The sequence below is a fragment of the Pseudomonas sp. NPDC089408 genome (assembly GCF_044749445.1).
GTDB lineage: Bacteria > Pseudomonadota > Gammaproteobacteria > Pseudomonadales > Pseudomonadaceae > Aquipseudomonas.
In genome coordinates, this window is sequence record NZ_JBIVHY010000001.1 from 718,857 (window position 1) to 745,241 (window position 26,385).

24 protein-coding genes are annotated in these 26,385 nt (G+C 62.1%); 13 read left to right on the forward strand and 11 right to left on the reverse strand.

Annotated features, from left to right (window positions below; translation table 11 throughout):
* Positions 1 to 150: 150 nt before the first annotated feature.
* Positions 151 to 783 carry a ribosome biogenesis GTP-binding protein YihA/YsxC gene (gene yihA / locus ACIP02_RS03235; protein ID WP_400613138.1) on the reverse strand — a complete coding sequence of 211 codons (633 nt, stop codon included), beginning with the start codon at positions 781 to 783 and terminating at the stop codon, positions 151 to 153.
* 193 nt (positions 784 to 976) lie between these two features.
* On the opposite strand from yihA, the gene ACIP02_RS03240 reads away from it, so the two are divergent.
* The 7 genes from ACIP02_RS03240 (at position 977) to ACIP02_RS03270 (ending at position 8,401) form a co-directional block, all read left to right on the forward strand.
* Positions 977 to 1,279: a c-type cytochrome gene (locus ACIP02_RS03240; protein ID WP_400613263.1), complete on the forward strand. Its 303-nt coding sequence runs from the start codon at positions 977 to 979 to the stop codon at positions 1,277 to 1,279.
* 31 nt (positions 1,280 to 1,310) lie between these two features.
* On the forward strand, positions 1,311 to 1,928 hold the full coding sequence (locus ACIP02_RS03245; RefSeq protein WP_400613140.1) for a c-type cytochrome: 618 nt from the start codon (positions 1,311 to 1,313) through the stop codon (positions 1,926 to 1,928).
* Positions 1,929 to 2,245: 317 nt separating this feature from the next.
* Positions 2,246 to 2,878: a thiol:disulfide interchange protein DsbA gene (gene dsbA / locus ACIP02_RS03250; protein ID WP_400613143.1), complete on the forward strand. Its 633-nt coding sequence runs from the start codon at positions 2,246 to 2,248 to the stop codon at positions 2,876 to 2,878.
* Positions 2,879 to 2,890: 12 nt separating this feature from the next.
* Positions 2,891 to 3,745 (forward strand): endonuclease/exonuclease/phosphatase family protein, encoded by an 855-nt coding sequence (locus ACIP02_RS03255; protein WP_400613147.1) that lies wholly within the window; start codon positions 2,891 to 2,893, stop codon positions 3,743 to 3,745.
* A gap of 96 nt (positions 3,746 to 3,841) precedes the next feature.
* On the forward strand, positions 3,842 to 5,776 hold the full coding sequence (locus ACIP02_RS03260) for a diguanylate cyclase (RefSeq protein WP_400613150.1): 1,935 nt from the start codon (positions 3,842 to 3,844) through the stop codon (positions 5,774 to 5,776).
* 62 nt (positions 5,777 to 5,838) lie between these two features.
* Positions 5,839 to 6,627 carry an N-acetylmuramoyl-L-alanine amidase gene (locus ACIP02_RS03265; protein WP_400613152.1) on the forward strand — a complete coding sequence of 263 codons (789 nt, stop codon included), beginning with the start codon at positions 5,839 to 5,841 and terminating at the stop codon, positions 6,625 to 6,627.
* Positions 6,628 to 6,784: 157 nt separating this feature from the next.
* Positions 6,785 to 8,401, forward strand: coding sequence for an EAL domain-containing protein (locus ACIP02_RS03270; protein WP_400613154.1), 1,617 nt, complete (start codon positions 6,785 to 6,787; stop codon positions 8,399 to 8,401).
* On the opposite strand, the gene ACIP02_RS03275 is transcribed toward ACIP02_RS03270, so the two are convergent.
* Together ACIP02_RS03275 and algB are read right to left on the reverse strand one after the other, a co-directional pair.
* Positions 8,380 to 10,146, reverse strand: coding sequence for a KinB sensor domain-containing domain (locus ACIP02_RS03275; protein WP_400613157.1), 1,767 nt, complete (start codon positions 10,144 to 10,146; stop codon positions 8,380 to 8,382). The genes ACIP02_RS03270 and ACIP02_RS03275 overlap by 22 nt on opposite strands.
* 11 nt (positions 10,147 to 10,157) lie before the next feature.
* Entirely contained in the window at positions 10,158 to 11,504 is a 1,347-nt protein-coding gene (gene algB, locus ACIP02_RS03280) for a sigma-54-dependent response regulator transcription factor AlgB (protein ID WP_027591966.1), read from the reverse strand.
* Between the two features lie 211 nt (positions 11,505 to 11,715).
* On the opposite strand from algB, the gene ACIP02_RS03285 reads away from it, so the two are divergent.
* The 6 genes from ACIP02_RS03285 (at position 11,716) to ACIP02_RS03310 (ending at position 17,231) form a co-directional block, all read left to right on the forward strand.
* The gene (locus ACIP02_RS03285) at positions 11,716 to 12,537 is read left to right on the forward strand and encodes a BON domain-containing protein (protein ID WP_400613160.1); all 822 of its coding nucleotides are present in this window, start codon (positions 11,716 to 11,718) and stop codon (positions 12,535 to 12,537) included.
* Between the two features lie 174 nt (positions 12,538 to 12,711).
* On the forward strand, positions 12,712 to 13,002 hold the full coding sequence (locus ACIP02_RS03290) for a hypothetical protein (protein WP_400613162.1): 291 nt from the start codon (positions 12,712 to 12,714) through the stop codon (positions 13,000 to 13,002).
* A 42-nt stretch (positions 13,003 to 13,044) separates the two neighbouring features.
* Positions 13,045 to 13,206: a DUF1328 domain-containing protein gene (locus tag ACIP02_RS03295; protein ID WP_003252966.1), complete on the forward strand. Its 162-nt coding sequence runs from the start codon at positions 13,045 to 13,047 to the stop codon at positions 13,204 to 13,206.
* Positions 13,207 to 13,208: 2 nt separating this feature from the next.
* Positions 13,209 to 13,679 (forward strand): inhibitor of vertebrate lysozyme family protein, encoded by a 471-nt coding sequence (locus ACIP02_RS03300; RefSeq protein ID WP_400613165.1) that lies wholly within the window; start codon positions 13,209 to 13,211, stop codon positions 13,677 to 13,679.
* Positions 13,680 to 14,423: 744 nt separating this feature from the next.
* On the forward strand, positions 14,424 to 15,752 hold the full coding sequence (gltP, locus tag ACIP02_RS03305; RefSeq protein ID WP_201204279.1) for a glutamate/aspartate:proton symporter GltP: 1,329 nt from the start codon (positions 14,424 to 14,426) through the stop codon (positions 15,750 to 15,752).
* 249 nt (positions 15,753 to 16,001) lie between these two features.
* Positions 16,002 to 17,231, forward strand: coding sequence for a nucleoside recognition domain-containing protein (locus ACIP02_RS03310; RefSeq protein WP_400613168.1), 1,230 nt, complete (start codon positions 16,002 to 16,004; stop codon positions 17,229 to 17,231).
* A 155-nt stretch (positions 17,232 to 17,386) separates the two neighbouring features.
* On the opposite strand, the gene ACIP02_RS03315 is transcribed toward ACIP02_RS03310, so the two are convergent.
* The 8 genes from ACIP02_RS03315 to ACIP02_RS03350 all read right to left on the reverse strand — a co-directional run bounded on the left by ACIP02_RS03315 (position 17,387) and on the right by ACIP02_RS03350 (position 26,347).
* A complete protein-coding gene (locus ACIP02_RS03315; protein ID WP_400613170.1) occupies positions 17,387 to 18,004 on the reverse strand; it encodes an ABC-type transport auxiliary lipoprotein family protein in 618 nt (205 codons plus the stop codon).
* A complete protein-coding gene (locus ACIP02_RS03320) occupies positions 18,001 to 18,939 on the reverse strand; it encodes an MlaD family protein (protein ID WP_400613173.1) in 939 nt (312 codons plus the stop codon). The genes ACIP02_RS03315 and ACIP02_RS03320 overlap by 4 nt, the downstream gene beginning before the upstream one ends.
* Before the next feature lie 3 nt (positions 18,940 to 18,942).
* Positions 18,943 to 19,734, reverse strand: coding sequence for an ABC transporter ATP-binding protein (locus ACIP02_RS03325; protein ID WP_400613175.1), 792 nt, complete (start codon positions 19,732 to 19,734; stop codon positions 18,943 to 18,945).
* The gene (locus tag ACIP02_RS03330) at positions 19,731 to 20,864 is read right to left on the reverse strand and encodes an ABC transporter permease (RefSeq protein WP_400613177.1); all 1,134 of its coding nucleotides are present in this window, start codon (positions 20,862 to 20,864) and stop codon (positions 19,731 to 19,733) included. Before ACIP02_RS03330 ends, ACIP02_RS03325 begins: the two co-directional genes overlap by 4 nt.
* 114 nt (positions 20,865 to 20,978) lie before the next feature.
* Complete coding sequence (locus ACIP02_RS03335; RefSeq protein WP_400613180.1) at positions 20,979 to 22,001, reverse strand: DUF5924 family protein; 1,023 nt, start codon at positions 21,999 to 22,001, stop codon at positions 20,979 to 20,981.
* A gap of 157 nt (positions 22,002 to 22,158) precedes the next feature.
* Positions 22,159 to 23,565, reverse strand: a complete 1,407-nt coding sequence (locus tag ACIP02_RS03340; protein ID WP_400613182.1) for a M16 family metallopeptidase — start codon at positions 23,563 to 23,565, stop codon at positions 22,159 to 22,161.
* A 30-nt stretch (positions 23,566 to 23,595) separates the two neighbouring features.
* A complete protein-coding gene (locus tag ACIP02_RS03345; RefSeq protein WP_400613184.1) occupies positions 23,596 to 25,254 on the reverse strand; it encodes a Na/Pi cotransporter family protein in 1,659 nt (552 codons plus the stop codon).
* Positions 25,255 to 25,576: 322 nt separating this feature from the next.
* Entirely contained in the window at positions 25,577 to 26,347 is a 771-nt protein-coding gene (locus ACIP02_RS03350; RefSeq protein ID WP_400613187.1) for a TerC family protein, read from the reverse strand.
* Positions 26,348 to 26,385 lie beyond the last annotated feature (38 nt).

A 26,385-nucleotide genomic window follows, 5' to 3' on the forward strand; every position in this document is an offset into this window, starting at 1 on the left:
CCCCATACGAAGTCCGGGGTTTTTTTTGCCCGGAATTTGCCTCATGGCTTGCTCAGCCCCCTGTAGGAGCGGGTTCACCCGCGAATGCGATGCCGGATGCACCGCCGCATTCGCGGGTGAACCCGCTCCTACAAGGTTGCGCGCCAACCTTCAGATGACTGGCTTGTCTTCCAGCTCCATCCAGCCCGCCAGCACGCGATAAGCCTCTTCCACGCCCAGGCGCTTGGGCGCCGAGAACAGCTGGATGGTCACGCCATCGCCCCAGCCTTTCCTGATTTCCGACTGCACTTTCAGCAGGGTGTTCTTGCCAGCGCCGTGGGTCAGCTTGTCGGCCTTGGTCAGCAGGATGTGCATCGGCATGCCGCTGGCCTTGGCCCAGTCGAGCATCATCTTGTCGAAGTCGGTCATCGGGTGGCGCACGTCCATCATCAGGATGATGCCGCGCAGGCACTCACGGCTGCCCAGGTAGGCTTCCAGGTGTTTCTGCCAGTGCTGCTTGAGTGGAATCGGCACTTTTGCATAACCGTAGCCCGGCAGGTCGACCAAACGCCGTTCATCGTCCAGACTGAAGAAATTCAACAGCTGGGTGCGCCCCGGGGTTTTCGAGGTACGCGCCAGGCTGGCATGAGTCAGGGTATTGAGGGCGCTGGATTTGCCGGCGTTAGAACGGCCGGCAAAGGCCACCTCGTAACCCTGGTCGTCCGGGCATTGTTCGACCTTGGCTGCGCTGAGGGCGAATTTGGCTTTCTGGCAGAGGCCGAGGATGGGGTTCTTGACTTGCATGGGATATCCGATGTGGGTGTTGCCAAAGCCTAGGCCGGCAAGCGGTGTCGTTTCCGTTTGGCTGACAGAAGTATATAATGCCCCAGTTTTTGTGTGCCCATTCTCCCAGCGAAGGAGAACGGGCATGGGGTGCCGAACTATAGCTTGCGCATCAGAACGCAGCGCGTCCCCCAACCCTGTCAGGTCGTTTCGCCTGGCGAAATGGCTGCTAGCTGTCGGTATGTTCCTGCCGTATTTCAGCGCACAGGCTACACAGGATCCCGAGGTGTTGTACAACCGCACGTGTGCGGCCTGTCACACCGGGCAGTTGCCACAGGCACCCAGGCAGGGTGACCGGGCAGCTTGGGAGCCACGGCTGGCGCAAGGCATGGAGGTACTGGTAAAGCACGTGACCCAGGGTTTCAAGGCTATGCCGCCGCGTGGATTGTGCATGGACTGCAGTGCCGAGGACTACCGTTTGGTCATCCTTTGGATGAGTGGCAGTCCCGATACATAACATTTCACCCTTAGCCGTGTTGGATTAGCTGATGAACAAACTAGTCGTGAGTCTGCTGTTGACCCTGGGTGTCGCAGGTGCGGCCACTGCTGCACAACCTATCAAAGGCGATGCCGCCGCTGGCCAGGCCAAGACCGCCGTCTGTGGCGCCTGCCACAACCCTGACGGCAACAGCCTGGCACCGAACTTCCCGAAACTGGCCGGCCAGGGCCAGCGCTACCTGGAAAAACAACTGCACGACATCAAGTCGGGCAAACGTACCGTGCTGGAAATGACCGGCATGCTGGCCCCGTTCAATGACCAGGATCTGGCCGACATCGCTGCCTATTTCGCCAGCCAGAAAGGCAGCGTAGGCGCCGCCGATCCCAAGCTGGTGGAGCGTGGCCGTGCGCTGTTCAACGGTGGCGACCTGGAGAAAGGCATGCCCGCCTGTACCGGCTGCCACTCGCCGAACGGCGCTGGCATCGCCCTGGCCGGCTTCCCGCATCTGAGTGGGCAGCACTCGCAGTACGTGACCAAGCAGCTGACCGACTTCCGCGAAGGCAACCGCACCAACGATGGCGACGCCATGACCATGCGTACCATCGCTGGCAAGCTGAGCAACCACGACATCGAAGCGTTGGCCAGCTACATCCAGGGCCTGCACTGACTGGCGGCGCGGTCCCTTGTAGGAGCGGCCTTGTGTCGCGATGGGCTGCGCAGCAGCCCCAGGGTTTCAGCGCAAATGCAAAAATTGCTGGGCTGCTGCGCAGCCCTATCGCGACACAAGGCCGCTCCTACAGGTGATGTACATGCCTTCAAGGGCGCTGCATTAACTTTCAGTTAATGTTGTAGGCCAATGATGAAAGGGTGGCCGGGCCGCCCTTTTTTCAGTCCGCAGCCGTTACACTACAGAACTCGAGCCCTTCCCGGCCTGTCTCAGTGCAGGTCGCGTCGTGGCGACCCATGAATGCTCAGGAGTAAAGCATGCGTAAACTGATTCTCAGCGCTGCGCTGGTCGCCGCCAGCGTATTCGGTATGACTGCCGTCCAGGCCGCCGAGCCTGTTGCCGGCAAGGAATATATCGAGCTGAGCAACCCTGTTCCGGTTTCCGTGCCTGGCAAGATCGAAGTAGTCGAGCTGTTCTGGTACGGCTGCCCACACTGCTACCACTTCGAGCCAACCATCAACCCTTGGGTCGACAAGCTGCCCAAGGACGTCAACTTCAAGCGCGTTCCAGCCATGTTCGGTGGCCCATGGGACGCCCACGGCCAGATGTTCCTGACCCTCGAAGCCATGGGCGTCGAGCACAAGGTACACGCCGCGGTGTTCGATGCCATCCAGAACCAGCGCAAGAAGCTGACCGACAAGAACGACATGGCCGATTTCCTCGCCACCCAGGGCGTAGACAAGGACAAGTTCCTCGCCACCTTCGATTCGTTCGCCATCAAGGGCCAGGTCAATCAGGCCAAGGAACTGGCGAAGAAGTACGAAATCACTGGCGTACCGGCGATGGTGGTCAACGGCAAGTACCGCTTCGACCTGGGTACCGCTGGCGGGCCGGAAGGCGTGCTGAACGTTGCCGACCAGCTTATCGACAAGGAGCGCGCCGCTAAGTAAGCGGCGAAACCCATGCCCCGCTTCAGAGCTACGCGTGGCATTGGCCTGCACCAGCCGCAGGTCAACGAACATCACCTGCAGGCCACTGGCCTGCCCGAGGATGGTCGCCTGCGGTTGCTCAGTTTCAATATCCAGGTGGGCATCAGTACCGAGCGCTACCGGCATTACCTGACCCGTAGCTGGCAGCACCTGCTGCCGCATAACGGGCGTGCCGGCAATTTGCAGAAGATCGGCAAGCTGTTGGGCGACTTCGATCTGGTGGCCCTGCAGGAGGCCGATGGCGGTAGCCTGCGCTCGGGCTACGTCAACCAGGTCGAACACCTGGCGCACCTGGGGGCCTTCCCCTACTGGTACCAGCAGCTCAACCGCAACCTGGGGCGTTTTGCCCAGCACAGCAATGGCGTGCTCAGCCGCCTGAAGCCGCAACTGCTCGAAGACCACCCCTTGCCAGGCCCTGCCGGGCGTGGGGCGATCCTAGTGCGCTTTGGCGAAGGTGACGATGCGCTGATCGTGGTGATGATGCACCTGGCGCTGGGCGCCAAGACCCGCGCCCTGCAGCTGGGCTATATCCGCGAGCTGATTGGTGGTTACCGCCACCAGGTGCTGATGGGTGACATGAACACCCATGCCACCGACCTGCTGGAGCACTCGCCGCTGCGCGACCTGGGCCTGGTTGCCCCGCAGGTCGAGGCCACCTTCCCCAGTTGGCGACCACAGCGTTGCCTGGACCATATCCTGCTAAGCCCAAGCCTCACCCTGGAGCGTGTCGAGGTGCTGGCGCAGCCCATCTCCGACCATCTTCCGGTCGCGGTAGAGATCCGATTGCCTGATGCATTGACTGTGGATACGCTGCCGGTCTTGAGCTGAATCAGCTAAAGCATCGCACGCCCTCAAGAGTTGGAGGCGCGCGCCGACAGTGTGTAATCAGACAGCCCAGATGTATCACCCCTCGCGGATCCAGGCATGACCGAAGAAGCCGAGCGCTGGAAAGAAAAATACCTTAAAAGCATCGAGCAGCAGGAAAAGCTCGAACGCCGTTGGGACGCCCGTCTCGATCTGCTGCGCCGCGGCCTGGTACGCAGCACCCTGGCTGCCGAAGGCAGTGACAAGGTAGTGGACGAGTGCATGAAAGAAATGCGCGAGGTCATCCGTAGCGACAACATGGATGCCGGCCTCGCCGGGTTGATCCCTCGCCTGGAAAAGGCCGTGCTGGATTCCGAGCAACGTCGTGAAACGCGCATGAACCAGGTGGGCGATGCGCTGACTGCGCTGGTTGGTCAACTGCAAGGCCTGCCGCTACCTAGCGATATTTCGCGGCCTTTGAAGAAGCTGGCGAAGAAGCTCGATGGCGGCGTCGCGCAGTCACGCGACCTGCCGCCGCTGCTGGGTGAGCTGAGCGGTTTGCAGGGGCGCGCGCTGTCAGCCCTGGGCAAACCGGGTGAAGATGCCCGCCCTGGCTTCCTGCAGCGCTTGTTCGGTAGCCGTGAGGACGATGGCCAGGACGAAGCGGTGCTTGTGCCAGTGGCTGTGCCGGTTGGCGAGCCTCCGCCCCAAGCGGAGCCGGCCAGTGTCGAGCCCCCGCTACCCAGTGATGTCGATGCGTTACTGCCGTTGCCAACCCTCTCTGAGCCCGCAGCCGAGGTGGCCGTAGCGCCCGAGCCGGAGCTGGAAACATCAGGCCCGGCATTGATCGAAACGACCGGCAGGCCGCCGGTGTCGCAACCGCAGAATGATGCATCCACCCCTGAAGACGCTGCCAGCAAGCCATTGCCTGAGGCCGCGCCATTACCGGCACTGGAAGAAACGTTCGGCGAAGACGGCCCCTATGCCCTGCCTTACGCGGTGGAGCCGCCTTACAGCCAGGTTGCCGCACACATCGAGCAAACCCTGATCGGCCTGCTTGACGACCTCAGCCTGCCCGAGCGGCACAAGGCCCAGGCGCTGGAAATGCGCGTCCGGGTTGCCCGCGGCTTGAACTGGTATGAGCTGATACCGGTGCTGGATGACCTGGCGGTGCTGATGCTGGCGATCACCGACAGCGGCCAGCACGAATTCGAGACTTACCTGCAGCAACTCAACGAGCGCCTGGAAGGCTTCCAGAGTCACCTGCACGAGGCCAGCGCTGGCCACGCCGACAACAGCAGCGCTGCCCGTGCGCTGGATACCCAGTTGCGCGAGCACGTCGACGGGCTGCAAAGCAGTGTGCAAGGTGCCGCCGACGTAGACAGCCTCAAGCACATCCTCGAGAACCGGCTGGAAGGCTTGCTGGTGACCATGGACGAGCACAAGCACGAGCGTGATCGCCGCGAGCAGGAACTGGCCGGTCGCCTGCAAGGGTTGTCGGAGCGCGTGGCAAACATGGAGCACGAGGCGCTCGGTTACCGCGAGCACCTGGAGGAACAGCGCCAGAAGGCCCTGCTCGACCCCCTCACCGGCCTGCCCAACCGGGCAGCCTGGAGCGAGCGGGTTGAACGCGAAATGCTCGAATGGCAGGAAAACGGCGGTCACCTCGCTATGGCGATCCTCGACCTGGACCATTTCAAGCGCATTAACGACAGCTATGGGCACCTGGCCGGCGACAAAGTACTGAAGATCGTTGCCGACCAACTGCAAAAGCGCTTGCGTGGCCGTGACTTCATTGCCCGTTTTGGCGGTGAGGAATTCGTCCTGCTGCTGCCGCAGACACCGCCAGCGGCGGCGGCCCAGGTGGCCGAGGTGTTGCGGGCGACCATAGAAGCCTGCCCGTTCCACTTCAAGGGCGAGCGGGTGGTGATCACCACCTCGATCGGCCTGGCGGCTTTCCGTTCTGGCGAGCGCGGCGACCAGGTGCTCAAGCGTGCCGATGCGGCGTTGTACCGGGCCAAGGAGCAGGGGCGCAATCGCGTCGAGCAGAGCTAGCCGGCAGGCGCGGTTGTGGCGAGCACGTTATACTGTAGCGCTCATACGCTGAGGCCACTGACGTGCTTTCCACGCTGAAAAAAACCCTGATTTGCTTTCTGCTGTTCTCTGTCGCCGGTTGCTCGACGGGCCTGCGCATCGACCGCAGCCACCCTTCGGCCAACCAGGACGACCGCATTCAGTTCGTTGTCCTGCATTACACCAATGCCTCACTGGAGCGTTCGCTGGCGTTGCTGACCCAGGGTGAGGTCAGCAGCCATTACCTGATCGGCGATGGCCCGGCCACGGTGTATCAGCTGGTGGATGAGAGCCGCCGCGCCTGGCATGCCGGTGACAGCCAGTGGCAGGGGCGCACCTGGCTGAACTCCTCGTCCATCGGTATCGAGATCGTCAACCCAGGCTTTACCGATACGCCGAACGGCCGGGTCTGGCACCCTTACAGCGAAGCGCAGATCCAGGCGCTGATTGCCCTGCTCAAGGATATTGTCAAACGCAACAACATCGAGCCCCGTCATATTATCGGTCACAGCGACATTGCCCCGTTGCGCAAGCTTGACCCAGGGCCGTTGTTCCCCTGGAAGCGCCTGGCCGATGCCGGGCTGGGAATCTGGCCCGAGGCCAATGCGGTGGCACGCCAGCAGGCCTATTTCAGCGTCAACCCGCCCAGCGTTGGCTGGTACCAGCAGGAGCTGGCACGGTTCGGCTACCAGGTCGAACAGACCGGCGTACTGGATGTGGCCACCCGCCATGTAATCGCCGCGTTCCAGATGCGCTTCCGCCCACAGCGTTTTGATGGCATGCCGGATGCGCAGACGGCAGCGATGCTGCAGGTGCTTAACCGCATGCGTTGAGCTTCATCGAGGATTTGCGGCCTCTGTAGGAGCGGGCGCGCCCGCGAAGCAGGCACCGCGGTCACAATTGGATTGTGAAGGTTGCAGCGAAGCGCCAAACGGCGCGGGTGATTATCGATTCAGTTGCTATACCTTAGTTATCAACTGGATGCCGTCGATGTCATCTTTAATTGCCCTGCTGCGCCAAATTTTTTACCGTCCCTGGATGCTGGCCACTTTGGCAGCGTTGGCCAGCGCCGCGGTGTTGCTGACTGCCAGCATCGGTATTGCCCTGCAACAGATGAAGCAGAGCGAGAGCGAACAGATGAACGCCCAGGGCGAGCGTTTTCTGGATCGCCTCGAGCAGGTATTCGGCCAATTGCGCGAAGGTGTCGACCAGCTGCAAGCGCAGCCCTTGCGCGGCTGCAGCCCGGCGATGCTGGCTGCCTTGCAGCAGGTAGGCCTGAGTTCGAGGTTCATCTATGAAGCGGCTTATGTGGATGGCCTAGTTGCCTGCTCCAACCGGGGTGATGAACGCGCGTTCGTGCCGCTGCGCGCACCGGACATCCAAGGGCCCACGTACAGTTACTGGCTCAATACCACCACCGAGCCGAACGAGAACCTGGCCGCACTGATGCTGGGCCGGGGCAAGTTTCTGGTCTCCACCTCCCGCGGACACCTGACCGATGTGGTCGACCTGCCCCCGGGCGGCAGCCTGGTGGTGGTACTCGACAACGGTGCGCGCGCCATTCCGGTGCTCGGCCCACCGCAGGTATGGCCGCCACCCTCTGCCTGGTCGAACAGCCATAACTCGCTACTCGAACTCAGCGACCGGCTGATCTATCGCATGCCGACCAAGTCGCCTGACTACCAGTTGGTACTGATTGCCCCACGCGCCAGCCTGCCGCTGCGCATGAACGGCATGCTCTGGTTGCTGTTCCCCGGGAGTGTGCTGGCCGCCTGTTGCATTGGCTGGCTGGTGCTGCAACTGATCCTGCAGCGGCGCTCGATGAGTTCGGAGTTGCAGAATGCCTTGCGCCGTGGCGAGCTGCAGGTGCTCTACCAGCCGATCATCGAGCTCGACAGCCGGCGCTGCGTGGGGGCCGAAGCGCTGGTGCGCTGGCGTCGCCCGGACGGCTCACTGACCAGCCCGGACCTGTTCATTCCGCTGGCGGAAAACACCGGGCAGATTCGCCAGATCACTGACTTTGTCCTGCAACGTGTGCTCGAGCAGCTAGGGCAGCTGCTGCGCTCGCACCCCAAGCTGTATATCTCGATAAACCTGGCGGCCTGCGATGTGATGGTGCCGCGGATTGGCCGGGTGGCAGCACGCCTGCTGGCGTTGCATCGGGTGGCGCCCAGTCAGATTGCCTTTGAAGTGACCGAGCGCGGCCTGATCGACGTGGTCGTTGCCCGTGACAACCTGCAGGCGCTGCGCGCCGTCGGGCACCAGGTGCTGATCGACGATTTTGGTACCGGTTATTGCAGCCTGGCCTACCTGCAGACCCTGCCGGTGGACTGCCTGAAGATCGACAAGGCGTTCATCGATGCACTGGGCCATGATGCTGCCAGCAGCGGCGTTGCCCCGCATATCATCCGCATGGCCCACGACCTGCACTTGCGGGTGATTGCCGAAGGCATCGAATGTGAAGACCAGGCAGCGTTGTTGAACAGTGAGGGGGTCAATTATGGCCAGGGCTGGCTGTTTGCCCGGCCGTTGAATGCGCGGCAGTTTGCCGAACTGGTGGCACGTGGGCATTTGCCACCACGCCCTCAAACAGGCAAGGCCATGTAGAACTGCGTCCCCTGCCCAGGCCGGGAGAACACGCCCATGCGCCCGCCGTGCAGCTGCACGATCTCCTTGCACAGCGCCAATCCCAGCCCCGCCCCACCTTTCTTGCGCCCTACCTGCACGAAGGGCTCGAAAATGCGCCCTTGCTGGCCATAGGCGATACCCTCGCCATTATCTTCGACACTGATGATCACCCGCTCGGCATGCCGCCGCGCATGCAGGCGTATACGCCCGCCGCTGGCGGTGTGGCGGATGGCGTTGTGCAACAGGTTGTCCAGCACCCGGTCGAGTTGGGGAACGTCGGCCAGGATGCGCGGTAGTGGCAGCTCCAGCTCCTTGATCAGCTCGATCTGCTTGTGCCTGGCCTGGTCGGCAAAGCGCAGTTGCGCACGCTCCAGCAGTTCGTCGAGGGCGCACGGCGCCAACTCGAGTTTCTGCAAGCCGCTTTGGTAGCGCGAGAAGTTGAGCAGGTCGTTGATCAATTGGGTCAAGCGCTGCATTTCTTCGCCGATGGTTTCCAGCAAGTCGTTCTCGCGTGCCTCGGGCGGGAACTTGACCCGCTCGCGCAACAGGCCGAAAGCCATGTGCATACCGGTCACGGGGGTGCGCAGTTCATGGGACGCGCGCAGCACGAATTCACTGCGCACCCGTTCGAAGGCCCGTTGCTCGGTCACATCGTGCAGCACCATCACCGCGCCAAGGATCGGCCCTTGCGGGTGGCTGACCGGGGTCAGGCTGTAGGTGAGCAGGCGCGATTCCTCATCCACTTCCATGTTCAGGTCGTCTGGCGGGCGGTCGAGGCTACCGCCGCGCAGTACCTGGCGCAGCTGCTGCTCCAGCTCCGGTCGCTGCAAGGCTTCGGCCAGGCTGCTGCCGACGCGGCTGTCGTTCCAACCCAACTGGCGCTGCGCTACCGGGTTGAGGTGTTCCAGGCGGCCCTGGCGGTCGATGATCAGAAGGCCGTCGTCGATGCTATCGAGCACGGCTTGCAAACGCTGCTGACCGGCCAGCAGTTCATCGACGTTGGTGGCTTGGTGCTTGCGCAAGGCATCGGCCATCAGGCCGAAGCGGCGGGTCAGCAGGTTCAGCTCGGTGGCTTGGGTGACAGGCAGGGTAACATCGAAATTGCCTTTGCCGAGTTGGTCGGCCGCCTTGGCCAACGCTTCGATCGGTTGGCCGAAGCGGCGGGCGATGTTGTGCGCAGTGATAAAGCCCAGAACCACCACCACCAGGCCCATCAGGCCGAGCACGCCGCTAACCAGCAGCGCGCGGTCACGGCTGTGTTCCTCGCTACGGGTGATCAGGTCCAGGGCCTGCTTGTGGGCGTCGATCAGGTCGGTGCGCACCTGGTTGAAGGCCGCCCCCAGTGGCTGATCGACGCCCATGCTGCGGGCAGGTGCGGGGCTGTCGCGGTAGGCCTGGAGAAAGGCCTGGTAGTTGCTGCTGGCCTTGCTGAAACCGGTGCGTTCACCACCCTGCTCCAGGCCCAGGTTGAGCAGACCCTGAAAGCTCTCTTGCAGCAGCCGCAGGTTTTCCGGGGCAGTGTCCTCATCGAGGATCAAGGTAAGCTGTTCGCCCAGGTTTTGCCGCAGCTTCAGCCCCACCTCCAGGGCATGGGTGGTGTCACGCACCCGTTGCTGTTGCACCGTGGCCATCTGCAGCACGCTGACCAGGCCCAGCAGCAGCCCGAGCAAGGCCACAGTGACCAGTGCCGAGATGCTGAGGAAAAGCCGCGTGCGCAGCTTCATGGGCGGCCACTTCACAGGTTGTACTGCTTGCGTTTGCGGTACAGGGTGGAGGCATCGATGCCCAAGGTCTTGGCCGCCTGGTCGAGGGTATCGCTGGCGGCCAGTACCGCACCGATATGTGCACGTTCCAGCTCATCCAGGCTGAGTGCGGCGCCCACCCGCGGAGCGTTGCCGGCCGGCTGTTCGCCCATGCCCAGGTGGCTGATTTCGACCCGCTCCTGCGGGCAGATGATACTGGCCCGTTCCACCACGTTGCGCAGCTCGCGAATATTGCCGGGCCAGCGGTAATTGAGCAGGGCGGCACGTGCCTCGTCGCTGAAACCGCGGGCGGGGCGGGAGTATTCCTTGACGAAACGGGCGAGGAAACGGTCAGCCAGGGTCAGAATGTCTTCACTGCGCTCGCGCAAGGGCGGCAGATGCAGAGTGATGACGTTCAGGCGATAAAGCAGGTCCTCGCGAAAGCGGCTTTCGCGCACCATTTCTTCGAGGTTGAGGTTGGTAGCCGCCAGGATGCGCACATCGGCACGACGGGTGACCGGGTCGCCGACGCGCTCGTATTCCTTGTCCTGAATGAAGCGCAGCAGCTTGGGCTGCAAGGTCAGTGGGAAATCGCCGATCTCGTCGAGGAACAGTGTGCCGCCGTCCGCCTGGCTGACCCGCCCCAGGGTGCTTTCGCTGGCACCGGTGAAGGCACCGCGGGTATGGCCGAACAGCTCGCTTTCCATCAGCTCGGCGTTCAGTGACGGGCAGTTGATGGTCACGCAGGCTTTGCGCGCACGCTTGCTCCAGCCATGGATGGCCCGGGCCAGCTCGCCTTTACCGGTGCCGGATTCGCCAAGGATAAGGATGTTGGCGTCGGTGGTAGCAACCTGGCGGGCGGTTTCCAGCACCACCATCATCGCCGGGCTGTGTGAGTCGAGGCCGTCCTTGGGTTTGCGCACTTCGCCTTCCAACGCTTCCAGGCGTGCAGAAAGCTGGCGCACTTCCAGTTGTTTGGCGGTGGCCAGGCGTAGCTGATCGGGGCTGCAAGGCTTTACCAGGTAGTCTGCAGCGCCGGCCTGGATAGCGTCTACTGCCGTGTCGATAGCCGAATGCGCCGTGACGATCACCACGCGCATCCAGGGGGCCTGGATGCGCATCTGCGCCAGCACATCAAGGCCGTTGTCTTCACCGAGGCGTAAATCGAGGAAACACAGGTCGAATACCTGGCGCTGCAGCAGGGTCTCGGCCTGGGCGGCGCTGTTGGCAGTGGCCACGCTGTAGCCTTCGTCTTCCAGGCAATAGCGGAAAGTGCGCAGGATCGCGGACTCGTCATCCACCAGCAGAATGCGGCCTTGGTTGTCCTGGGCTGATTCCATTTCCTACGCTCCTTAGGGATAGATCTTTATTTAGTGTGGGAAAAATCGGGCAAGTTGCATGGTCAATTCTGAAGGATTATGTCCTTTGCATGCTAGCCAATAGCCAAACAACGCCTGCAGGCCGCGTTTTTGCGGTGCTTTGCTTAGAGGCACGCGATGGCACATTGGTTGCGACGATTTTAAGTTTTTGCCAACAAAAGGAGGCTCTGCCATGACCTTTCCCCTACGCAGCGCTGTATTGGCCGCCGCTTTGTTGCCGGTTTTTGCGCCGGCATTTGCCGACCCGGTGCAGGACGCGCGCCTGGAAGGCGCCCTGCAAACTGCATTATCCCTGAACCGCATGCTCGACCCGTTCCGCATCAAGGTCGACGTGGACGGCAAGCAGGCGCGGCTTTCCGGCGAAGTGGAGAATGCTGTCGAACGGCAGTTGGCCGAGGATGTAGCCCGGGCTACCCGGGGCATTGAGCAGGTAGATAACCAGTTGCAGGTCAATGCCCAGCTGGTGGAACGCCCACTTGAGCTGCGTGCTTATGCCCAGCGGCTGGAGGACGCCACCCTGGCGGCGGTGATCCGAGCCCGGCTGTTGTGGAGCCGCACCACTGAAAAGGCACCTATAGAAGTACAAAGCAGCGAGGGCGTGGTGACGCTGCGTGGCCGAGTCGACAGTGCCGAAGCCAAGGAACTGGCCGGTGTGGTGGCGCGTACCACCGACGGTGTGCATTTGGTCAACAACCTGGTCAGCCTCGATACCGCCGCCATGGCCAAGGCGCGCGAAACCCCGGTGGGGGTGCCCACCGGCCCGCAGCCCAGCGACAGCTGGATCATCGACAAGATCCAGAACAGCTACCGCTTCAGCCGCAACCTCGATGGGCTGAACCTGAAAGTCGCCAGCGAAGAAGGCATGGTGCGGCTGTCGGGTGAGGTAGTTAGCGCCGAGCAGAAAACCATCGCGGTGGAGATCGCCAGGCAGATCATCGGCGTGCGCGGGGTTGATGCCGACTTGCTGAAGGTGGCGACCAAGGTTGAAGGCTGATCGTGCAATTCGCACGACCCCAGGGGTGGCATCGTGCAGGATACGTCCTCGCCGGCTTTGCCTTAACTGCTTAAGTTATTGATTTAAAACGATTTTATTATAATTCCAAGACTGGCATGCAGGCTGCAATTACCTGTTCAGGTTTGAACAAAAATTACAGCAGGAGAAGCCGGCATGAACCGCCAGACCGTCAACCGCTCGCAGAACGCCGTACTGCCCTTGCGCCAGTTGCTGTCACTCGGCATGGCGCTGCTGCTGACCTTGGCCGCTGGCCTGTTCTATTACAGCTGGCAGACCGCGCGCCTGAGCGAGCAGGTGGCGGCGCAGACCGCCCTGCTGACGCAGATTCAGGCAACCCGTGCCAACACGCTGGTCAAGGCTGCCGAGCCTGTGCGCGGCGACCATGCCACGGCTTCACCGGCCACTTTGGAAAATGTCGTACCGCAGGACCGCTGGGTGTTCTGACCCGTCGGGCCGATCGATTCCGCGAAAGAAAGGAGAACCACCATGCTGAGCTGGGCTATCACTTTCCTCATCATCGCCATTGTCGCTGCCGTACTGGGCTTCGGTGGTATCGCGGGCGCTGCAACGGGTATCGCGAAGATCCTGTTCATTGTCTTCCTGGTGCTGTTTGTAGCCTCCTTCTTCTTTGGACGTGGACGAGGTTGAAGATGAGCAGGAAGCTTTGTTCAGCCCTGGCTGCCGCCCTGTTACTGGGTGGCAGTGCGGCGGCGATGGCGGCCAATGACGGCCAGGTCCGGGTCGACCAGTTGCTCGGCTCGGACCCGGAGTACCGTGAAACCTGGCAGGACACCATCGAAGGCGAAGAACGCCTGCCCGATTGGGTGATCAATCTGTCAGGCAGTGCCCAGCAGCAGATGTCTGCCGTTACCGAAGACGGTGACAAGTACCTGGTCGGCCCGCTGTGCGAGGCCCAGGACAACTGCACCTACAAGCGCCTGATCGTGGCGTTCAGCTGGGACAAAGACGATGCCTACGGGATGCTTGTGGAGGTACCCGAAGGTTTGCCGAGCGACAAGTCGCCTACCCGGCATGCGCAATATCGCTGGTTGGGCAAACCGGACGACGGCATGAAAGCCATGCTGCAGGAGCAGCTGAAGCGTGACCCGAACTGGTACTGAGCCTTGTTTGCCAGTGCCGATGAAAGGTCACTCACTGTCACGTAATAGAAGCTGAACCTTTTTATATTTCAGCCTTCTATGATGCGCCGCCCCGAGGAGGGGCAGCACATGACCAAGGGGCCGGGCTGTTCTGATTGTTGCAGGATCGGAGTGGCCTAGGGGTACAGGGAGTGCCTCCAGCATTGGGCCGGGTCAGGAAAGGCGGAATCGGAAGCATCAGGTCGGCGGTGTCACAGGGATACCTTGCCAGACCTGACTTCCGAGGAGCCATGTAGGAACCGTCGCTACCCTTGCGCGTTTTTTCCTCCAGGACACATTTTGTCTCGACCGCACATCATTTTTTTCCAACGACTCGGCCCGTTCAAAAAGTGGCATTTCTGCCATTCGGATTGTCGAACAAGCCATCCGATACCTCCTCTTCATACCGTCAAATCTGCCTAAAAATGGCCGGTTGGTCTTGTTCGGGATTCCGAACGTTATAAATCAATGACTTACAAACCTACCTTTTCGGTCGAAAACGTTATGCATAGCACGCATAGGGTATGCGTTTCCGGCATTAGATTTCCCCCCCTGCCATCGCAATAGTTGCCGCCTTTTTCGCTGGCCAGAGCGCCCTGTCGCTCGCCTGCGGTGTCCTTACATGACGTCGCCGGACGGAAACCGTCAATGCGTGTGACCTTGCCAAGGGCTCTGTCACGCCTGTTTCCACCCGCTGCCATGACCACTAGAACAAAGGGTAAAGACATGAAGAAGGCAAAACTTAGCCTCGCCTGGCAGATCGTGATCGGTCTGGTCCTGGGCGTTGCAATCGGCGCGCTGCTGAACCACTTCAGCGCGGAAAAGGCCTGGTGGATCAGCAACGTCCTCCAGCCCGCCGGTGACATCTTCATTCGCCTGATCAAGATGATCGTTGTCCCGATCGTGATTTCGTCGCTGATCGTGGGTATCGCCGGGGTTGGCGATGCGAAGAAACTGGGCAGCATCGGCCTGAAGACCATCATCTACTTCGAAGTGGTGACCACCATTGCCATCGTCGTCGGTCTGGTGCTGGCCAACCTGTTCCACCCGGGCGCCGGCATCGACATGAGCACCCTGGGTACCGTGGACATTTCCAAGTACCAGGCAACTGCGGCTGAAGTGCAGCATGAGCACGCGTTCATCGAAACCCTGCTGAACCTGATCCCGTCGAACATCTTCGCAGCGCTGATGCGTGGCGAAATGCTGCCGATCATCTTCTTCTCGGTACTGTTCGGCCTGGGCCTGTCGAGCCTGCAGGCTGACCTGCGCGACCCGCTGGTACGCACCTTCCAGGGCGTATCGGAAACCATGTTCAAGGTCACCCACATGATCATGAACTACGCCCCGATCGGCGTGTTCGCCCTGATCGCCGTGACCGTGGCCAACTTCGGCTTCAGCTCGCTGCTGCCGCTGGCCAAGCTGGTGCTGCTGGTATACTTCGCCATCGCTTTCTTCGCCTTCATGGTGCTGGGCCTGGTTGCCCGCCTGTTCGGCTTCTCGGTGATCAAGATCATGCGCATCATGAAAGATGAGCTGATCCTGGCCTACTCCACCTCCAGCTCGGAAACCGTGCTGCCGCGGGTGATCGAGAAGATGGAGAAGTACGGTGCGCCGAAGTCGATCTGCTCGTTCGTGGTGCCGACCGGCTACTCGTTCAACCTCGACGGCTCGACCCTTTACCAGAGCATTGCGGCCATCTTCATTGCCCAGCTGTACGGTATCGACCTGTCGTGGAGCCAGCAGCTGTTGCTGGTGCTGACCCTGATGGTCACCTCCAAAGGTATTGCCGGCGTGCCGGGCGTATCGTTCGTGGTGCTGCTGGCCACCCTGGGCAGTGTCGGTATTCCGCTGGAAGGCCTGGCATTCATCGCCGGTGTCGACCGCATCATGGACATGGCCCGTACCGCACTGAACGTGATCGGCAACGCCCTGGCGGCACTGGTCATCTCCCGTTGGGAAGGCATGTACGATGCGGCCAAAGGCGAGAAGTACTACGCCTCGCTGATGGCCGACAAGCAGGGCGCCGCAGTGGTTGGCGAAGCTGCCAAGCGCTAAGCCTGAAGGCTGATTGACCCAAAAGCCCCGACTTGTCGGGGCTTTTTGTATTCGGGCTACTCGCAGACCCATGTAGGAGCGGCCTTGTGTCGCGAAAGGGGTGCGCAGCGCCCCCAGGGTTTCAGCTTCGCAACACAAATTGCCGGGGCCGCTCTGCGGCCCTTTCGCGACACAAGGCCGCTCCTACAGGGGACCGGGTAGCCCTTGGAATACGCTATCATTCGGGCATTTTTCAGGGGGAACACTCGGATGCTCAACGGCCTTTGGCTCGGCTTTTTCCTGGTGGCGGCAGTGTCCGCCCTGGCCCAATGGCTGGTAGGCGGCAACGCTGGCATCTTTGCGGCCATGGTCGAAAGCATCTTCGCCATGGCCAAGCTGTCGGTCGAGGTGATGGTGCTGCTGTTCGGCACGCTGACCCTGTGGCTGGGCTTTCTCAAGATTGCCGAAAAAGCTGGCATCGTTGAATGGCTGGCCAAGGTACTGGGCCCGCTGTTCGCCCGCCTGATGCCGGGGGTGCCACCGGGCCACCCGGCCCTGGGCCTGATCACCATGAACTTCGCCGCCAACGGCCTGGGCCTGGACAACGCCGCCACACCGATCGGCCTGAAGGCCATGCGCGCGCTGCAGGAACTGAACCCCAGCAGCACCACGGCGAGCAATGCGCAGATCCTGTTCCTGGTGCTCAATGCCTCGTCGCTGACCCTGTTGCCGGTGACCATCTTCATGTATCGGGCTCAGCAAGGCGCGCCCGACCCGACCATGGTGTTCCTGCCCATCCTGCTGGCGACCAGCGTCTCGACCCTGGTCGGCCTGCTGTCGGTGGCAGTGATGCAGCGCCTGCGCCTGTGGGACCCGGTCGTGCTCGCCTATTTCATCCCTGGCGCGCTGCTGCTGGGCGGCTTCATGGCCTTCCTTGGCACGCTGTCGGCGGCAGCGCTGGCCAGCCTGTCGTCGATCTTGGGCAACCTCACGCTGTTTGGCGTAATCATGCTGTTCCTGGTAATAGGTGCCTTGAAGCGGGTCAAGGTGTATGAGGCCTTTGTCGAAGGCGCCAAGGAAGGCTTCGACGTGGCCAAGAACCTGCTGCCCTACCTGGTGGCGATGCTGGTGGCCGTGGGTGTGCTGCGTGCTTCAGGCGCCCTGGAGCTGGCCCTGGACGGTATCCGCCATGCGGTGAACTGGATGGGCCTGGACACGCGCTTTGTCGAGGGCTTGCCGACGGCGCTGGTCAAGCCGTTCTCCGGCAGTGCGGCGCGGGCGATGCTGATCGAGACCATGCAGACCCAGGGCGTGGATAGCTTCCCGGCGCTGGTGGCGGCGACCATTCAGGGCAGTACCGAGACCACCTTCTATGTGCTGGCGGTGTACTTTGGTGCGGTGGGTATCCAGCGTGTGCGGCATGCGGTGGGGTGTGCGCTGCTGGCCGAGTTCTCTGGTGTGGTGGCAGCGATCTTCGTCTGCTACTGGTTCTTCGCCTGAGTTATTTGCCGGGTACGCACAGTCCTTTGTAGGAGCGGCCTTGCGTCGCGATGGGGCGCGAAGCGGCCCCGGCGATTTCAGCATTGGCGCTAACTTCTGGGGCCGCTTCGCGGCCCATCGCGACACAAGGCCGCTCCTACAACAGCATCAGGCCTTCAGTGAGTTGAGGTACTGCCTACCTGCGCAATCGTCCACCCCACCACCTGCCCGCTCAGCTGGTCACACGCCTGACCAAACCCGGCCACCACTGCTGACACCTGCTTGTCAGCCAACGGCTGACGGATTTCGAAGCGTTTGCTGGCCAGAATACGCTGGCTACGACCCTGCACCAACCGCGCGTCGTAGCGGATCACCACCTCCACCGCCCCATCTGCGCGGTATTCCGTCTGGAACGCCTGTAGCTCGCCAGCCAGCTCGTAGTCAGCCTGTAGGTTGCTGTCATCGGCGCTCAGGCGCTGCACCTGGCCGTCACGCTGGAAACCGTCGAGCAGGCGGTTGCGCAGCAGCACCGGCACTGTATCGCTCCAGCGTGCGCCCTTGTAACTGCTGACCACATCGCCCTGGGGAATCACGGTTATCCGCGGCCCGGCCAGCACTTCACTGGCCAGCGGCTTGTTCAGGCGCAGCGACCAGTCCAGCGGCGCCGCCGTACGGCTGGCCTGACTGACCGGCAGCCGATACAGATCGACAGGTTCACTCTTGGGCAGTATTGAGCAGGCACTGACCAGGCTTAACGCGGCCGCCAGGGCCAGCAGGCGCAGCGACGGTTTCATGGCTGGAACTCCTTGTTGTTGTCGCGGCCGAGCAGGTAGCCGCTAGGGTCGGCCTCCAGTTGCCGGGAGATGCCTTTGAGGGCGTTGAGGGTTTCGCGCAGCTCGCGAATGGCCGGAGTCAGCTGGTTCAGGCCCTGGGCGCCGTCACCAATGGCCTCGCTGTTGTTTTTCAGCAAACTGTTGATGGTGGCGGTGCTTTCGGCCAGCGATTGCATGGCCTGCTCGGCGCTACCGATGGCCTGCTTACCCTGGGTACCGAGCAGGCCGTTGGCATTGCGCATCAGCGTCTGGGTTTCAGCCAGGGTGGCACTGGCCTGCTTGCCCACCTGCACCAGTTGTTCGATGGCCTCGGCAATGCTGCCGTGCTGGCCGGCAAAGGCGCCGGTAGTCTTGTCGAGGTTGGCCAAGGTATTGCTGAGGTGGCCGATGTTGTCTTCGGAGAACATCTGGTTGGCGTTGTGCAGCAGCAGGTTGATGTTGGTTACCAGGTCACTGCTGTCGTTGAGCAGGCGCGAGATGGGCGATGGCGAGGCGATGATGACCGGCAGCTTGCCGTCCTTGCCTTTGAGCTCGGGGCTTTGCGGGGTGCCGCCGCTGAGCTGGATGAACGAGTTGCCGGTCACCCCGGCCAGGGTCAGCTTGGCCTGGGTGTCTTCCTTCACCGGGGTATCGCCGCTCAGGCGCACCCGCGCCAATACCCGGCGCGGGTCTTTCGGGTCCAGGCGCAGGGTGGACACGTCGCCCACCTTGATGCCGTTGTACTGCACCGGGCTGCCGCGCGACAGGCCGGATACCGCCTCGTTGAACACGACTTCGTAATCCTTGAAGGCATCGTCGACGCTGGACTTGGTCAGCCACAGGCCGAACAGCATGGCGCCGGCGACCACCAGGACGGTGACCAGGCCGATAAGGACGTGATGGGCTCGGGTTTCCATGGCTTAGCGCTCCTGCCCGGCACGGGTGGCGGCCTGCTCGGCAGCGCGCCCGCGTGGGCCGTGAAAGTATTCTTGAATCCAGGCATCGTTGGTCTGCTCGACCTCGGCCAGCGGGCCGGCTACCAGGACCTTTTTCTGCGACAGCACGGCAATGCGGTCGGTGATGGTGTACAGGGTGTCGAGGTCGTGGGTGATCAGGAACACGGACAGGCCCAGAGCATCGCGCAGGGTCAGGATCAACTGGTCGAAGGCGGCAGCGCCGATCGGGTCCAGGCCTGCGGTGGGTTCGTCGAGGAACAGGATGTCCGGGTCCAGGGCGAGGGCGCGGGCCAGCGCTGCGCGCTTGATCATGCCGCCTGACAGCGATGACGGGTATTTGTCGGCGGCTGAAATCGGCAGCCCGGCCAGGGCCAGTTTCACCCCCGCCAGGTGCTCGGCATCAGCGCGGGACAGCCCGGCATGCTCGATCAGCGGCAAGGCCACGTTTTCGGTCACGGTCAGCGAAGAGAACAGCGCGCCCTTCTGGAACAGCACGCCAAAGCGCCGCTCGACCAGCGAGCGCTGCTCTTCACCCAGGCCGGCCAGGTCCTGGCCGAACACCTGGATCTGCCCTTCGTTGGGCCGGCGCAGGCCGATGATACTGCGCAGCAGCACCGACTTGCCGCTGCCCGAACCGCCGACCACGGCAAGGATCTCGCCGCGGTACAGGTCCAGGTCGAGGTGTTCATGCACCACCTGGCGGCCGAAGCGGTTGCAGATGCCGCGGGCTTCGATCACGCGTTCTTCACCACTCACCAGCCCATCTCCATGCAGAACAGGGCAGCCACCGCGTCCAGTACAATGACCACGAAAATCGATTGCACCACCGCCGAGGTGGTGTGTGCCCCCACCGATTCGGCGCTGCCGCTGACCTTGAAGCCTTCCAGGCAGCCGATGGCGGCAATCAGGAAGGCGAAGAACGGTGCCTTGGCCAGGCCCACCAGGAAGTGCTGCACGCCGATGTCGCTTTGCAGCAGCGACAGGAACATGGCCGGCGAGATATCCAGCGTCAGGGCGCATACCACCGCACCGCCGACAATCCCGCAGATCATTGCGACAAAAGTGAGCAACGGCAGCGAAATCAGCAGTGCCAGCACCCGTGGCACGACTAGCAGTTCCATGGGGTTGAGGCCCAGGGTGCGGATGGCGTCGATTTCCTCGTTGGCTTTCATCGAACCGATCTGCGCTGTGAACGCACTGGCGGTGCGCCCGGCCATGAGGATGGCCGTCAGCAGTACGGCGAACTCGCGCAAGAACGAGAACGCCACTAGGTCGACGGTGAAGAGGGTCGCGCCAAAATCGGCCAGCACCGTGGCGCCGAGGAAGGCCACCACTGCGCCCACCAGGAAGGTAAGCAAGGCGACGATAGGTGCGGCATCCAGGCCCGTCTGCTCGATGTGTGCAACGACCGGTGTGATGCGCCAGCGATGGGGCTGGAGCGCTCGACGAAGCAAGGTTTCGAGGATTACGCCGACGAAGCCGAGCAACTGCATGCTGTCTTGCCACAGGGTGCCGACAGCACAGCCGATGCGCTCCAGCAGCAGCATCACGACGTTGCGCTCGGGCTCCTTGATCGGGATGCAGTAGTCCTGCACCGATTGGTAGACGTTCTTCAACAACGCACGGCTGGCTTCGGGCAAGTCATGGGTGCAGCGAGACAGGCGCTCGGAGCCAAGCAGTTCGGCCAGCAGCGACGCGCCGGCGGTGTCCAGGCGGCCCAATTGGCTGAGGTCGGCGACGGTTTCGGCAGTGTATTGCGCACGCAGCTTTTCGCTCTCGCGCTTGAGGCTGGCGTAGTGCGCCAGGGTCCAGTCGCCGGTTATGCGCAGGCAGACCGGTTGGCTGCTGGTATCCAGAGTGGCGCTGGGGGTGGTCATAGGCTCCATGCAATTGACTCGGCGCTAAGGCTTAGGGGCTGATCATAGCGCAGCGGGCATGGGCTGTTTGGTGATTATGTGCTGTGTGTTGGCCCTAGGGGCTGCGAAGCAGCCCCCTTTCGATCACTGTGCTGGTTTATCGTCGATTACCTTGAAGCGCAGCACGCCAATCACCTGGCCATCCTCGGTCAGCACCCTCACCTGCCACTTGCCCACCGGGTTGGGCGGGAAATTCTGCTTGTGGGTCCAGGCTCTGTAGCCTTCCTTGCGTCCGCCGTTGATGTCCAGGGCAATGCGATCGACTTCCTGGCCGTCCTTTTGCCACACATGGTAGATCCGTTCGTTCAAGCCGCGTGGTGCGTTGATGGCGGTGTAGGCATACAGCCCGCTGCTGCGAATGCGGCTGGCGGCAATTTCCTTCAGCGATTCGCCCGGCTGGCGATTTTGCACTTCGGTGCTCACCGCCACCTCGGTCATCCACAAGGTTGCCGGGGGTACCCAGGACCTGACCAGCCAGCCGCCGGCGCCTACGGACAGGGTGACCAGCACCAGCGCCACGGCTCGGCGCCAGTTATTGATGGGGAAACTGCTGGCCAGGCTGGGAAATGACAGACCCATGGCGATGATGAGCGCCAGCTTGAAGCTTTGCGCCGTGGTCAGGTGAACGATGATCGGCAACGCCGTGAGCAATGCGGCGAACAGGGTCAGGGTATGCAGCGCCAGGAACAGCCAGCGCCGTGGGGCCAGCCATTTGTAGTAGAGCGGGTCGATGATCGAAATAAGGCCGGCTGCGCCGAGCAGGCCAGTGAAGATCAGCTGGCCGCTGTTCCAGGTGGTGGTGATGAAGAAGAACGGCAACACGAAGAACAGCGTTTCCTGGTGGATCATCTGCGTTGCGTAGCGCAACAGCGGCTGTGGGATTTCGCGGTTGAAGGTGCGCGCGAACAGGCCGGTGAGTGTGTTTTCCAGCATCAGCCAGACCCAGCTGACCAGCATCAGAATGGCGACCCAACTGGCCAGGCCGGCCTGGCGGTCGACCAGGATGAAACTGCCGATGCCGGAAAGGAAACCGCCGAGCGCGATGACGCCGGGGTAGCGTTTGAGCAGTTCGATGATGCGTTGGACGATATGGGGGATTTGGGGCATTGGGGGCTACAACAGGGTGGAATGGGGTGGCTGTTCCGGCCTCTTCGCGGGTGAACCCGCTCCTACAGGTACAGTGCAGATTTCAGCTATTGCACTAATCCTGTGGGAGCGGGTTCACCCGCGAAAGGGCCGGTACTGGCAAAAGGATACCGCCGATCTACCGCTTCCGTGTAGCACCACTCGGCCGCTGCGGGCCATGCCGTCGCCAGCGCAGCAGCGCCGCCGCCAGTATCAGCCCCGCCAGCAAGGCCAGCAGCCCGTACAGTTCGTCATAACCCAATAATGGCTTCTCGACCCGTACGTACCCGTTTTCCTTCAGCAGTTCCTTCAACGCCTGGTTGGCCTGTTCCAGCGTCACTTGGCGCAATTTACGCACCGGGTTGGCAAAACGCCCGTCGGTGTAATCGTTCAGCGCCCCCCAGTAGTAATCGGCCAAGGCACTGTTGCCCTGGGTGCTCCAGCTTTCCTTGGCAACGCTGGCGTCCTTGATGCGGGCGAACGTGTCCGGGTCGAGGCCCTCCTTGCGCAGGTGGTCGAACAACGCCTGCATCACCGACACGGCCTTGTCGATGTCATCGCGCTCCAGGTCGGCATTGAGGCTGAGCAGGCCGGTGTCACCGAAGCTTTCGCGTTGCACCGAGGGGCCATAGGACAAGCCGTTGCGCAGGCGCAGTTGGTCGTACAGCGCCCAGTCCAGGTAGCGCGACAGTAGGTCCAAGGTGGCCTGGTGGTCGTTGTCCAGCACCGGCTCGATGAACAGCCAGTGCAATTTGACGCTGTCGCCCAGCCAGCCGCGGGTCAGGTCACGGCGTTGCTCGGCTTGCTGGGTAATGCTCTCCAGGTTGCGCCGCTCTCCCGGCTCGCTGGCCGGTAGCTCGCCAAAGGTGCGCTCCAGATAGGCCGGTAGCAGGCGGTCGAGGCCGCCGACCATGATAAGGCTCATGTTGTTGGCGGCGTACCAGTGGTCACGCAGGGCCTGCACCTGCTCCAGCGTCATGTCGTCGATATTGGAACGTTCCGGGCACTTCAGGCCCAGTTCGGTCGCCAGCTGGTCGCTGGCCGGGTGGCCGATGTCCTGACGGTCCAGCCAGCGCTGCAGGTGGCCATAATGGCCGCCATCCTCACGTTCGATGATGCGCTTGGCGGTGGCCAGCGCCTTGGCATCGATGCGAGTGTCGCGCACGACAGCCAGCAGCAGGTCGAGCACCTTGCGCTGGTTGCGCGCCGGGGCCTCGATGACGAAGGTAGTATCGGCGCTGCTGGTGTAGGCGTTCCATTCTCCGCCAAGCGCTTGAAGGCGCTCTTCCAGCCCGCCCTCGCCCGTTTCGTCGATGCCGCTGAACAGCAAGTGCTCAAGCAGGTGCGGCAGTTCTTTCTGCTCGCAATCGAAATCATCCAGGCCCACCCCGACCACCAGGCGAATGGCCACATGGTCACGCTCGTAGCCGTTTTTCAGGATCACCTGAAGACCATTGGGCAACAGGTAGCCTTCCACCCGCGAGCGGTCGAGGGCGAAGGTGGGCAGGCTGCAGATCAGCAGGCAAACGAACATCAGGCAACGCATGGGCGAGCAAAGATCCTCAGCTAGGCGTAATCACGGCTGGCGGGCTTCATCCGGCACACTGTCGAGCATCAGCCCGCCGGTGTCCGAGCCGCCCAGTACCACATAGGCACTGCTACAGAACAAAGAGTTCAACCGCTTCATGTCGGCAATCAGTTCCAAGTGTAGCGAACTGGTCTCGATACTTTGCACGACCTTGCGTTGCAGGCGGCTGACATGGGCGTGGGCCAGGCGCCGTTCCTGGGCACGGAACCGGCGCTTTTCCCGCAGCAGCAAGCGGGCGCTTTCCGGGTCGGCACTGAGGAACACCGACAGCCCCAGGCGCAGGTTGGCCAGCAATTGCTCCTGCAGGCCGGTCAGCTCCTCCAGGCCCACCTGGGAGAACTCCCGGCGCTGGCTGGTTTTCTGCTGCTGGACCTTGCGCAGCATGCGTTCGACCAGGTCGCAGGCGAGCTTGAGGTTGATAGCCAGTTCGATGATTTCGGCCCAGCGGCGGTTGTCCTGCTCGCTGAGGTCCTCTCGTGACATTTGCGCCAGGTACAGCTTGATCGCACTGTACAAGGCATCGGCGTCCTCGCCCAAGGCGCGCACCTGCTGCGGCAAGGCTGTCTGGGTGCCACGCAGGGCACCCAGCATGGCTTCGAGCAGGCTGTCGACGATGTCACCCAGGCGCAGGGTTTCACGGGCAGCGTTGGCCAGGGCCAGGCTGGGGGTTTCCAGCGCCGAGGCATCAAGGTGGCGCGCTCGCACCTGGCCATTGCCGATTTCCCGCTCTGGGAGCAGCACATTGCACAGCCGGCCCATCGGTTTGACCGTGGGCAGCATGATCAGGCAGCGCAGCGTGTTGTAGAGCAGGTGGAAGCCGATGACCAGTTCCTGTGGGCTGAAGCTCAGCGAGTCCATCCACGCTACCAGTGGGTGCAGCACAGGAATGATCAGCACCAGGCCGATCAGCTTGTACAGCAGGCTGCCCAAGGCCACCCGGCGCCCGGCGGCGTTCTGCATGCTGGTGCTGATGAAAGCCAGCAGGCCGCTGCCGATGTTGGCGCCGACCACCAGGCCGATGGCTACCGGCAGGCTGATCAACTCGGCCCCGGCCAGGGTTGCGGTGAGTAGCACGGCGGCCAGGCTGGAATAGGAAATCATGGCGAACATGGCCCCGACCAGGGCATCGAGCATGATGTCGCCGGTCAGCGAGGCGAACAGCACTTTCACCCCTTGCGCATGGGTGATCGGCGCAGCAGCCTGCACGATCAGCTCCAGTGCCAGGATGATCAGGCCCAGCCCGATGCCTACCCGGCCCAACTGGCCGGCGCGGGTTTGCTTGCGCGAGAGGAAGAAGATCACACCGAGGAAGATCAATAGCGGCGACAGCCATGACAGGTCGAATGTCAGTACCCGGGCCATCAACGCGGTACCCACGTCGGCACCGAGCATGATCGCCAGGGCCGGGGTCATGGCCATCAGGCCCTGGCCAACGAACGAGGTGACCAGCATGGCGGTGGCGTTACTGCTTTGCACCATGGCTGTGACCAGGATACCGGCAATGAACGCCAACGGGCGCTTGTTCATGTTCTGGCTGATGATGCGCCGCAGGTCGGAACCGAATACCCGAAGGATGCCGGTACGCACGATATGTGTGCCCCAGACCAGAAGCGTCACGGCCGAGAGCAGGTTGAGCAGGGTCAGCATGGCGAAGGCCCCCTGTTGCACAGGCCCAATGGGCCAAGGAAAAAAACGTGAGCCGTTGAAGAAATTTCAGTGCTCACTCAAAGCTTTAGTTGTTTTACGCAGCTGCCGCCAGCTTCGCATGGTGGTCATTTATTTGAAATACATGGGAGAGAATGTTGCCTGTGCCGGCCTCTTCGCGGGTGAACCCGCTCCTACAGCGCTACACGGTCCTTGTAGGAGCGGGTTCACCCGCGAAGAGGCCCGCACAAGAAAAGCCGTTTTCCAGCCATCCAGAAATGAAAAAGGGCCCCGAAGGGCCCTGGCTGTCCTGCACTTCCTGATCTTACTGACCCGGAATGTCCTTGCGCAGTTTCACCGGGTCATGCTCTTTGCCTTCCTTGCGGGACAAGGCGGTGCGCATGCGGATGTTGATGGCCTCTACCGCCAGCGAGAAGGCCATGGCGAAGTACACGTAACCCTTCGGTACATGTACGTCGAACGCTTCGGCGATCAGCACGGTACCGACCACGATCAGGAACGACAGCGCGAGCATCTTCAGCGACGGGTGCTTGTCGATGAAGTCACTGATGGCGCCGGCACACAGCATCATCACCAGCACGGCCACAACGATGGCGGCGATCATCACCGGTACGTGGGAAACCATGCCTACTGCGGTGATCACCGAATCCAGCGAGAACACGATGTCGATGATGGCAATCTGGATGATGGTGTAGAAGAACTTGCCGCCTGCGCCTTTCGGCTCGTCGGCATTTTCGTCCTCGCCTTCCAGGCCGTGGTAGATCTCTTGCGAGCTTTTCCACAGCAGGAACAGGCCACCGAAGAACAGGATCAAGTCACGCCCGGAGATGCCTTGGCCAAGCACCACGAACAGGTCGGCGGTGAGGCGCATGACCCAGGTGATCGAGAGCAGCAGCATGATGCGGGTGACCATGGCCAGGGCCAGGCCAAAGATCCGGGTGCGTGGCTGCATGTGCTTGGGCATGCGGCTGACCAGGATCGAGATCATGATGATGTTGTCGATCCCGAGGACGATCTCAAGCGCGGTAAGGGTAAAAAAGGCAACCCAGATTTCCGGGCTGGTCAGCCATTCCATGTTATTTCCTTCAAACGGTAAAGGCGAAGCGCCCCAAA

What these genes read in the sequence shown, in the direction of transcription:
- ACIP02_RS03320 (WP_400613173.1), bottom strand. Translation starts at nt 18,939, where the DNA reads ATGGAAACCCGAGCCCATCACGTCCTTATCGGCCTGGTCACCGTCCTG.
- ACIP02_RS03255 (WP_400613147.1), top strand. Translation starts at nt 2,891, where the DNA reads ATGCCCCGCTTCAGAGCTACGCGTGGCATTGGCCTGCACCAGCCGCAG.
- ACIP02_RS03300 (WP_400613165.1), top strand. Translation starts at nt 13,209, where the DNA reads ATGAGCAGGAAGCTTTGTTCAGCCCTGGCTGCCGCCCTGTTACTGGGT.
- dsbA (WP_400613143.1), top strand. Translation starts at nt 2,246, where the DNA reads ATGCGTAAACTGATTCTCAGCGCTGCGCTGGTCGCCGCCAGCGTATTC.
- ACIP02_RS03290 (WP_400613162.1), top strand. Translation starts at nt 12,712, where the DNA reads ATGAACCGCCAGACCGTCAACCGCTCGCAGAACGCCGTACTGCCCTTG.
- gltP (WP_201204279.1), top strand. Translation starts at nt 14,424, where the DNA reads ATGAAGAAGGCAAAACTTAGCCTCGCCTGGCAGATCGTGATCGGTCTG.
- ACIP02_RS03275 (WP_400613157.1), bottom strand. Translation starts at nt 10,146, where the DNA reads ATGAAGCTGCGCACGCGGCTTTTCCTCAGCATCTCGGCACTGGTCACT.
- ACIP02_RS03260 (WP_400613150.1), top strand. Translation starts at nt 3,842, where the DNA reads ATGACCGAAGAAGCCGAGCGCTGGAAAGAAAAATACCTTAAAAGCATC.
- ACIP02_RS03345 (WP_400613184.1), bottom strand. Translation starts at nt 25,254, where the DNA reads ATGCTGACCCTGCTCAACCTGCTCTCGGCCGTGACGCTTCTGGTCTGG.
- ACIP02_RS03285 (WP_400613160.1), top strand. Translation starts at nt 11,716, where the DNA reads ATGACCTTTCCCCTACGCAGCGCTGTATTGGCCGCCGCTTTGTTGCCG.
- ACIP02_RS03310 (WP_400613168.1), top strand. Translation starts at nt 16,002, where the DNA reads ATGCTCAACGGCCTTTGGCTCGGCTTTTTCCTGGTGGCGGCAGTGTCC.
- ACIP02_RS03245 (WP_400613140.1), top strand. Translation starts at nt 1,311, where the DNA reads ATGAACAAACTAGTCGTGAGTCTGCTGTTGACCCTGGGTGTCGCAGGT.
- ACIP02_RS03330 (WP_400613177.1), bottom strand. Translation starts at nt 20,864, where the DNA reads ATGGAGCCTATGACCACCCCCAGCGCCACTCTGGATACCAGCAGCCAA.
- ACIP02_RS03270 (WP_400613154.1), top strand. Translation starts at nt 6,785, where the DNA reads ATGTCATCTTTAATTGCCCTGCTGCGCCAAATTTTTTACCGTCCCTGG.
- ACIP02_RS03350 (WP_400613187.1), bottom strand. Translation starts at nt 26,347, where the DNA reads ATGGAATGGCTGACCAGCCCGGAAATCTGGGTTGCCTTTTTTACCCTT.
- ACIP02_RS03340 (WP_400613182.1), bottom strand. Translation starts at nt 23,565, where the DNA reads ATGCGTTGCCTGATGTTCGTTTGCCTGCTGATCTGCAGCCTGCCCACC.
- ACIP02_RS03335 (WP_400613180.1), bottom strand. Translation starts at nt 22,001, where the DNA reads ATGCCCCAAATCCCCCATATCGTCCAACGCATCATCGAACTGCTCAAA.
- ACIP02_RS03315 (WP_400613170.1), bottom strand. Translation starts at nt 18,004, where the DNA reads ATGAAACCGTCGCTGCGCCTGCTGGCCCTGGCGGCCGCGTTAAGCCTG.
- yihA (WP_400613138.1), bottom strand. Translation starts at nt 783, where the DNA reads ATGCAAGTCAAGAACCCCATCCTCGGCCTCTGCCAGAAAGCCAAATTC.
- algB (WP_027591966.1), bottom strand. Translation starts at nt 11,504, where the DNA reads ATGGAATCAGCCCAGGACAACCAAGGCCGCATTCTGCTGGTGGATGAC.
- ACIP02_RS03295 (WP_003252966.1), top strand. Translation starts at nt 13,045, where the DNA reads ATGCTGAGCTGGGCTATCACTTTCCTCATCATCGCCATTGTCGCTGCC.